6 protein-coding genes are annotated in these 8601 nt (G+C 60.2%); 2 read left to right on the top strand and 4 right to left on the bottom strand.

Annotated elements, in window-relative coordinates:
- Nucleotides 1–215: 215 nt before the first annotated feature.
- Nucleotides 216–854 (bottom strand): HAD family hydrolase, encoded by a 639-nt coding sequence (locus FJ404_09640; GenBank protein ID MBM3823132.1) that lies wholly within the window; start codon nt 852–854, stop codon nt 216–218.
- A 341-nt stretch (nt 855–1195) separates the two neighbouring features.
- On the opposite strand from FJ404_09640, the gene argJ reads away from it, so the two are divergent.
- Together argJ and argB are read left to right on the top strand one after the other, a co-directional pair.
- On the top strand, nt 1196–2542 hold the full coding sequence (gene argJ / locus FJ404_09635) for a bifunctional glutamate N-acetyltransferase/amino-acid acetyltransferase ArgJ (GenBank protein ID MBM3823131.1): 1347 nt from the start codon (nt 1196–1198) through the stop codon (nt 2540–2542).
- Between the two features lie 17 nt (nt 2543–2559).
- A complete protein-coding gene (gene argB / locus FJ404_09630) occupies nt 2560–3435 on the top strand; it encodes an acetylglutamate kinase (protein MBM3823130.1) in 876 nt (291 codons plus the stop codon).
- Nucleotides 3436–3449: 14 nt separating this feature from the next.
- On the opposite strand, the gene FJ404_09625 is transcribed toward argB, so the two are convergent.
- The 3 genes from FJ404_09625 to FJ404_09615 are packed head-to-tail and all read right to left on the bottom strand — an operon-like array spanning nt 3450 to nt 8511.
- Nucleotides 3450–5132 (bottom strand): hypothetical protein, encoded by a 1683-nt coding sequence (locus tag FJ404_09625; GenBank protein MBM3823129.1) that lies wholly within the window; start codon nt 5130–5132, stop codon nt 3450–3452.
- Between the two features lie 8 nt (nt 5133–5140).
- Nucleotides 5141–6844 (bottom strand): ABC transporter permease, encoded by a 1704-nt coding sequence (locus tag FJ404_09620; GenBank protein ID MBM3823128.1) that lies wholly within the window; start codon nt 6842–6844, stop codon nt 5141–5143.
- A complete protein-coding gene (locus FJ404_09615) occupies nt 6841–8511 on the bottom strand; it encodes a hypothetical protein (GenBank protein ID MBM3823127.1) in 1671 nt (556 codons plus the stop codon). The genes FJ404_09620 and FJ404_09615 overlap by 4 nt, the downstream gene beginning before the upstream one ends.
- Nucleotides 8512–8601: the final 90 nt, after the last annotated feature.

The following is an 8601-nucleotide window of genomic DNA, read 5'->3' as shown; positions in this document are numbered from 1 at the left end:
GGCGCGACGAAGGAGCCTATCCGCAGAGATACGTGACTGAGGAGCAACGAAGCCCACGGCCGAAAGACTCGCCGCCCGAAGGGTTGCGCCGCTTGGGCAGTTCTGGCGTTGTTGCTCCTCGGTCACAAACCGCTGGCGGGTAGGCTCCCTCGTCGCGCCGAGCCAGAACCGCCCAAGCGGCGCAACAGATGCCCACCCAATTCATGAAGAGCACACTAAAGCGACCGAAAATCCGCGGCTTCGAGCCGCTCGTGGAGCGCGCGGAGATCCTCGACCAGGAGATCCGGCGAGGCAGCTTCGAGTTGGGGACGCTTGTTGTACCCCGTCAAGACCGCGATTGAACGCATGCCACCATGCCGGGCGGTTTCAATGTCATGCTGCATATCGCCCACGAACACCGTACCGCCCGGATCCAGAGCGTGATCACGAATAAGTTCATGGATCCTGGCCATCTTGTCCCGCACTCCCACGTAGGCATGATCCAGCAGCGCACCGATCCCGAGTCGCCGCGATTGTTCGGCATATTGGACGGGATGAATGCTGCTGAGAAGCAAGGTGCGAATGCCACGGCTCCGGCACGCCTCGAGCAATGATCGAGCGTGGGGCAGTTCCACCACCGAATGCTGGTGCTTGGGGAATTCGGCGTGAAACCAGGCCTCGAGCTGAGGCAGGGAAATGTGCGACGTGTGCCGGTCGTAAAACTTCGTGAACGGAAGTTCAAACTCGTCGCGAAACTGTTCCAAACTCATGCGCGGACGCCCGGCAAGTTCCAGCAACGCGTTGCTGGTGTGCCAAACAGCCGGCAAGTCATCCACCAACGTGCCTGACCAATCAAAGATGATGTTGCGAATCACAGACCGATGCTAAATCCCGTCCGGGCACAAGGCAAAGGGTTCAGTTTGATCACCCTGCGGCCGGGCGGTGAAGATCCGGAGACTTCATACTGAGCTTGAATCCGCGACAGTGCGCCGCAGGAGGGCACGCGGCCTACCATCGCGACGACCTCTGTGATTGCAGGCCCGGTGTCCTCACCGGGCGTCCCGTGCATGAAATAGGCGGGCTAAAACTTCCTTGTCCGGAGATCAGCAATCCGACGCCTCCATTGACAGCGCCACAAGAAGTTGCTGTCGTTTCTGCGCCGTCAGGCCTGCGACGACGCCTCAAGAATCTCGCGGGATCGCGGCCCCTATTCGACATGTCATTCAAGCTCAAATCCATTCCCGGCTCCATCGTCGCGCCCCAAGGTTTTCAGTCGTCGGGAGTCTTCTGCGATATCAAACGGCTGGGTACCGGCAAAGGCTCGAACAAGGGCCGCAAACTCGACCTCGGCCTCATCGTTTCACAAAAGCCCGCCACCGCCGCCGGACTTTTCACCACCAATCAAGTCTGCGCCGCGCCTGTGAAAGTCTGCATCCCCAAGGTCAAGGCCGGCCATGCGCAAGCCATCGTCGTCAATTCGGGCAACGCCAACGCCTGCACCGGCCGCCGTGGCTTGAAAGATGCCGACCGCATGGCGGGCCTCGCCGCCGGCCTGCTGGGCTTGGACGCCGCGAAAGTGTTGGTGGCATCAACCGGGCGCATCGGTGTGCCACTCCCCATGCAGAACGTCGAGCGTGGCATCGCCGCCGCCAGCCAATCCCTCGGCCATGATATCCCGCACGCCGATCAAACGGCGGAAGCCATCATGACGAGCGATTCCCGACCCAAGCAAGCCGCCGTCGAATTCAGCCTGGGCGGAAAAATCGTTCGCCTCGGCGGCATTTGCAAGGGAGCCGGCATGATTCAACCCGGCATGTCGCCGGACGGCAAGCACCCCGCCTCCCAACCACAAGGCCTTCACGCCACCATGCTGGCGTTCCTGACCACGGATGCCACAGTCGAAGCCAGCGTGCTGCAAGCCGCCCTGAACGAAGCCGTGGCGTTGAGCTTCAACCGGATTACCGTGGACGGCGACATGAGCACGAATGACACCGTGCTCGTCCTGGCCAATGGAGCGGCGGGAGCTCGCTCCGTCACCCAGGCTGATTTGAAATCCCGCTCATCCGCCTACCGGGTATTCTCGGCGGCGCTCCAGCGTGTCTGCCTCGAACTCGCCCTCATGATCGTGCGCGACGGGGAAGGCGTCCATCGCGTGGTCACCGTCCGCATCCACGGTGCAGACTCCCATCGCGAGGCCGATGCCGCCGCGCGGTCCATCGGCAACAGCGCACTGGTCAAGACCAGTTGGCATGGTGGAGATCCCAACTGGGGCCGCATCATCGACGCTCTCGGATACTCCCCGGCCCGGGTGGTCGAGGAAAAAGTGGACATCGGCTACAGCACCCCGGGGAGCAAAAAGATCCTGTGGACGTTGCGGCGGGGCCAGCCGACGAAAACCTCCTTCAAGGCGCAATGCGCCGCCGTGAGCCCCAAAGAATTCGACCTCCATGTGCGCCTCAATCTGGGGGCGGGCAGCGCCGTGCTCTACGCGGCGGATTTGACCGAAGAGTATGTGGATTTCAACAAGGGAGACGTGGGCGATCCCGCTTCCCTGGGTGGTTAAAGCAACTCCTCCCGACCATGGAAACGCTGATTCAGAAGGCCGCAACGCTGCTTGAGGCATTGCCCTATATTCAGAAATTCAGCCACGCAACCTTCGTGGTGAAGTACGGCGGAAGTTTCATGGATTCGCCGGATCCTTCGGTGCGTTTTGGCGTCGCCAGGGACATCGTCTTCCTCGAGGCTGTGGAGATCAACCCCGTGGTCGTGCATGGCGGCGGGAAGGCCATCACCCGCGCCATGGAATCCGCCGGACTCCAAGCCCGCTTCATTCAAGGCCAGCGCGTCACGGACGAGGCGACCGTCGAGGTGGTGGACCGTGTGCTTTCACGGGAAATCAACCCTGAAGTCGTGCAAGCCATCAACGATCTCGGAGGCGAAGCGCAAGGCTTTGCGGGTCCCGACATCTTCACTTGCCGCAAACTGCAATCGATGGGCACCGACGGCCAGCCCGTCGATCTCGGTTACGTGGGCGAAGTGACCTCCGTCAACACTCGCCCGCTTTTGGACTGCATTGCGCGGGGCATCACGCCGGTGATCAGCCCGACGGCGAGAGGCGAGGATGGACTTATCTACAACTGCAACGCGGATGTCGCCGCCGCCGAAGTGGCCATTGCGCTGAATGCAAGGCGCCTGGTGTATTTGAGTGACGTGCCAGGACTGATGCAGGATCCAAAGGATGCCAGCACGGTCATCTCCCATCTTGAAACCCGCGAAGTGGAGGGATTGAGAGCCGCCGGAGTCATCGACAAAGGCATGATCCCCAAGGTCAACAGCGCGGTGAAAGCCGTGCGCCATGGTGTGAACAAAGTCTCGTTCGTGGACGGGCGACTGCAGCACGCCATGCTGATCGAGATATTCACCGACGCCGGGGTCGGCACCGAAATCGTGCTCTGAAGCGCCCCGTCGGCTCACGACCAACCATGCTTCTCCGGCCCCGACCGGGCCGTGCACCATTTCCAAAACCGCTCGAGAACGTCCGAAGAAACAGGCGCTCGCTCCGAGGCTTTCTCCCTCAAGTGTTGCAGGATCAATCGGCGGGAGCGTCGAATGAGGATGACATCCCAGACCGTGAAGGATAGAGGCCACAGCAAAAAGAGAATAAGGATCCAAACGCGATCGGCACTTCCCGTTCCGAAGCCAAAGAAATTGTTCATCGCAAGGAGAACGAACAAGCCGATGTAAGTGCCGGCGGGCAAACCCACCACCCCAAAAAACGCCTTCGATGGCCCTTGATTCACCTTCGTGGCATTGAGGCTCGTCCAGAGACTCACCCAGGTCAGTGTGGCAAGATCCAGCAAGAAGGTGCCGAGGAAGATCGCCGCAGACGCAATCCAGAATGTGACTTCCTCGGATGTCCTACGAAGGAGATGGACTCCATCCACGACAACCCAGGCATCGAAGAGGAGCAGAACTGCCAGGGGGCCTCGCATCTGTTTCCAAATCGCGCGCTGCTGGCCATGGATAATCGCCGTGAGGGGTAAAGAAGTCCCGGTGATCAGTTCGAGAGCGCCGCTTTGCCGGTCACGGTAAATCATGGTTCCTGATTCGCTCGCGACCCAAAGTTTGAAAATCAAGTGCAGCACAAGCGCGGTAAAGGCATACGCAGGGGGATTGCGCCAGTCCTGTCCGTACCGGTAAATTCCGTAGCTCCAAATACCAGCCGCCGTCGCCAGCATCAGCCAGAGAATCCAGTGCCCGTGCGACTTGCGCATCGCCAGCCAAAAGACGGGATTGGGAACCAGGCGCTTGGCGCGAAGCAAAAAGCCGGATGCGGAAACCGTTCGCGCTTTGGCCTCTTTCGAAGCCTTCTGGGTGCCGAACTCCTGCCAGCAACGAGGAGCACGCCAAGCCGCAAGGCTGAGGCAGGTCCAGGCGAAGGCTTGTGTCCAGAGCACGCTCGTGAGCAGATCCCATGCTTTGAGCCCGGTCATAAAGCCTCCTCCCACTTTGGTGAAAGGATACCAGGGAGCCAAGTAAGGCCAAGGCGGCGCATCCATGGACTTTTCGGTCAAAAGGTAAACGACGGCTGCAATCAGAGCCGGATAAGCACAAAGGGCCAGCATGATTCCCGCCGTCAGGGACGCGCAGGCTCTCTCGCTTCGCAGGAGGGTGGAAACGAGCAGCCCCACGCAATGAGAGAGGAACAGCGTGTTGGCCAAAAGCACGGCGGAACCGGCAATCTCGACCAAGCCAATCCCCCCCATTAGACTGATCAGCGCCAGAATGGGACAACTCGCCAGCAACATGTAAACTGCGTTCATGCCGGTAGCCGCCAACTTGCCCAGGACGACATCCCAGCCGCTCAAGTCCGTGAGAAAGAGGAATCCAAGTGTTCCCTCCCGCTTTTCCGCGCACAAACTGTCCGAGGCATTCTTAACTCCCGAGAAGAGCGCCGATCCGAAAAGCACCATGACCATGACCATGAAGAGCTGCCGGCCAACCATCGCCGGGGGCTGGGTCTTTATGAAGACCGTCATCATCCAGATCAAAAGTCCCGAAACCGTGAGACCCATCGAAAACCGATTCCAGTAAGTTGCTCGCCTCCGGGCCAGAACCAGCAACTCACGCTGGACGATGGGCAAGGATTGCATAGCGGGGCTCAAACGAGACGGGGAGGCACCGCTGCTGAAGTCCCCGCTGGACGTTCCCCAGGCGGATCCATGGGCGGCACCGCATAACCGAAATCATGGGCCGCAATCTCCCGCAACCTCCGCAGTAACCGGGTGCGGCTGACAGAGATCAAGCAGGCGTTGGTGGCAAAACAAATCGCAAAGTATCCGACCGGCATGAACCATCCGCCGAAACTCAAGGCCGGACCGCTGAACAAAACCATCCACACGAATTTCATGAGAGCCAGCACCAAACTCAAGAGGATGAAAAGAAGTGTGGGCACCACCATCACGAAGAACAGTGTGTAGAAACCCGCCCAGTTTGTCCTCCTGGACACGAGCCCCTGCCAGAATCCGGTCCAAGTCAGAGTGTGCGTGTCGAACAGGAACAAAGCCAGGTAGCCGGCAATCATCAAACCCTCCCAGCCCCAGCCTGCGGAGCCCGCTTCGGTGGCCGCCGAAACAGTCCAGAAAAGGACGCATAACAACGTCGTCAGAATGACCGGCGCCAAGAATTGACGCCTCATCGCCATGAAATGACCCTGGATGACTTCTCGAGCTGTCATCGGAGTTGAAAACAAGAGTTCGAGCGCCCCGGCCGCCCGATCGTCCGCAAATCGTCGCGCTGCCTCGGATCCAATCCAGACCTTGAGCGACAAACAGAGCAACAAACCCGTGGTCACATAGGTCGCGGGATCAAACCAATCTTCACCCACAGCCAACGCTCCCCAGACCCACCCGCAGGCCACCAGCCCCAAATATCCCCAAACCCAAGCCGGACCCAGCCGTTCGCGGGAGGAAAGCCAGAAGAAAGGGTTTCGATCCAAGAGTTTGCTGCGAAACTCGGCCCGCTGCCGATGGTTGCCCAGTTTCCACGCTTTCCAACGCTCACGCCAGCTTTGGGAACGAACCGTTTCCGGGCGGTCCTGCCACCGATGGGGAACCGCGAGGCTGGCGGCAAGCAAGGCCGCTCCGCTCAAACCCAATTGCGACGCGACAGCGATCCAGTAAGACGTGCTCCAATTCGCATAGAATGTGTCGAACGCCGCCATGGTCGCGAAGCTCGGACTCAAGGCCAGCAGGAACCCGAGAGGTTCAAACACCGGGTTGGCCCCTGGCGACGTTGCCGCCATCGCCATGAGAGGCACCGTGCTCAAAACGAGCAGCCAACCCATCGCGAGCATGGCCGCCCGCCGGCCCTGCCACGAGTACGTCGAGGCGAAGATCCCTGCGGCAAGCGACATGGACAAGGTGCAAAGCAACGCCAGTGCCACTCTCCAAAACTGGCCGGCGCTCATGCCGCCCAGCAACAAGGGCAAGGAGAGGATCGGGAAACACGCCAGCAAACCATAGGCGAGGGTGAGCGATGTGGACGCCAACTTGCCCAACACCACGTCATGCCCTCGAAGATCCGTCAGAAAAAGCAGCCCAAGCGTTCCCTCCCGCTTCTCCTGGCTCAGGCAGTCGGCCGTGGAATGGACCCCGGCGAAGAGGCAATACAGAAAGGACACCGTGGTGAGGAAAACGAACATGGAATGTCCCAATCGAGCCGGCGTCATGCCGTCAGCCATGCCCGCAAAAATCCACGCGCAGCCCAGCGCGGCCACCACCGCCGCTCCTATCCGCAATTGAAAGGTGGATCGCCGCCGGGAAATCAACCTCAGTTCGCGCTCGACGATGGGGAGAACGGTCATGCCTGTTCCTTGAGACGATCGTAGCGGGCCAGAGATGCTTGGTGAATCACGGAAGCCAATCCCCTCCGTGCCCGCCATCCCGAAATCAACGCGACCAGCGCGCAGGTAATCACCCAAACATCATACGGGCCGGTCTGGCTCCACAAAATGACCCAGCTGCGCCGGCCGAAAAGCGATCCATGCAAGCCCGCAAAAACTGCGTAATACACCACCAGGCTGATGACATACGGCAAGAACAGAATTCGAAACACCGTGATGCCCATGGCCCGATTGACGGATTTCGAAAGGAACCCCTTGCGCATGGCCACCCAGGTGATCGCCCAAAGGTCAAGCGGGAGGAGAAACAACGCCGCCCGGCAAAAGGGAGCGGGACTCCAGCCGAAGTAAAGAAACGTGTAGGCGCCGCCGCCGCGCAGTTGCATGAAATAAAGAAGGACCACATCGCAAACCACGATCACGGCCAGGGGAACACCAAACTGGCGGATCACCGCCCATCCCATGCCCGACACCATCGACCGGCTGGAGACCGGGGTGCAGAGCAAAAGTTCAAGCGCACCGCTGCGCTGGTCCTCCACCGACCGGCTGCACACCTCGGAACAGACCCACCACTTCACCAAGCCATGCGCAATGAACATGACCAGCAGCACCGCGTCATCATCGAGCATCATCTCCGGAAAACGCAGATAGGCCCAAAACCACACGACACCGAGCCCTCCCAGCATCATCCACACCAGGGTGAGTTTAAGCCGGTCGCGGCAAACCAGCCAGGCGTAGGGATTCATCTCCAGCAATCGCGAGCGATGCAGCCTGCGCAAGGCGCCGGACCCCTGCGACCAGTCTTTCCACAACGCTTGCAGGCGCTCCATGGACGCCGAAGCGGGGCGCAATCGGCCCGAGGAAGGAGCATAAAAAGCCGCCACCGTCAAAAAGAGCCAGGCCGTCCCATGCACAAATCCAGTCGTGGCCCAATACATCTGCCCCGTCCAACCCGTCATCGTGTCCCGAGTCAGCCGGTAACTCTGATAAGGACTGGGCGTGAGGAACATCCAGTCGATGGAGTAAGTCCGGCCCATCTGCTCGCTGAGCGCGAGGTAATAGTAGCCGAGGGTAAACGGACCCAGGGATTGCAGGAGCAGAATGAGGACCGTCCCGGCCATCGCTTTGCGCTCCTGCCGGTTGATCGCGGACACAAAAAGTCCGGCCGCCAGCGACCAAAACAACGTGTTGATCAAGGTGATGGTCATGAGACCGAACTCGGTTTTGGAAACGCCCCCAAGTAACCAGGCGACCGCCATTACCGGGATCATGCTGGCCAGACCCAGCGCCGCATCGATGGATCCCGCCACGAATTTCCCAAGCACGATGTCGTAACCCCTCAGATCGGTCAGGAAGAGCAACCCCAGGGTTCCTTCCCGCTTTTCCTCGCTCAACGAGTCGGCCGTGCAACGCAGTCCCGACAAGAGCGCGTAAAGAAACGCGAATCCGCTGACGGCCCGAAAAATCTCCCGGCCTTGAAGCTCGAGGGGCACCCCGTTCACAAGGCCACTCAGCGCGATGAAGGCCAGAATGCCTGTGGAAATGAGAGCGGCACCCGAACGGGACCAATACGTCCCGCGTCTCCGGGCGGCAATTCTCAGCTCGCGATCGACGACAGGCAGGGCGCGCATGACGGGGACAATCAGGCCGCGACTCCAAACGCGACTTGCAGCGCCGCAGCCTCAAGCCATCGCTTCGCCAACCCAAAGGCGACCACAGCC

Source organism: Verrucomicrobiota bacterium (assembly GCA_016871495.1).
GTDB lineage: Bacteria > Verrucomicrobiota > Verrucomicrobiia > Limisphaerales > VHDF01 > VHDF01.
The sequence above is the reverse complement of the archived record's forward strand: the minus strand, read 5'-3'. Positions and strand labels throughout refer to the sequence as shown.

Excerpts from the sequence above, each read along its gene's own strand:
- argJ (MBM3823131.1), top strand. The coding sequence starts at position 1,196 with ATGTCATTCAAGCTCAAATCCATTCCCGGCTCCATCGTCGCGCCCCAA.
- argB (MBM3823130.1), top strand. The coding sequence starts at position 2,560 with ATGGAAACGCTGATTCAGAAGGCCGCAACGCTGCTTGAGGCATTGCCC.
- FJ404_09625 (MBM3823129.1), bottom strand. The coding sequence starts at position 5,132 with ATGCAATCCTTGCCCATCGTCCAGCGTGAGTTGCTGGTTCTGGCCCGG.
- FJ404_09620 (MBM3823128.1), bottom strand. The coding sequence starts at position 6,844 with ATGACCGTTCTCCCCATCGTCGAGCGCGAACTGAGGTTGATTTCCCGG.
- FJ404_09615 (MBM3823127.1), bottom strand. The coding sequence starts at position 8,511 with ATGCGCGCCCTGCCTGTCGTCGATCGCGAGCTGAGAATTGCCGCCCGG.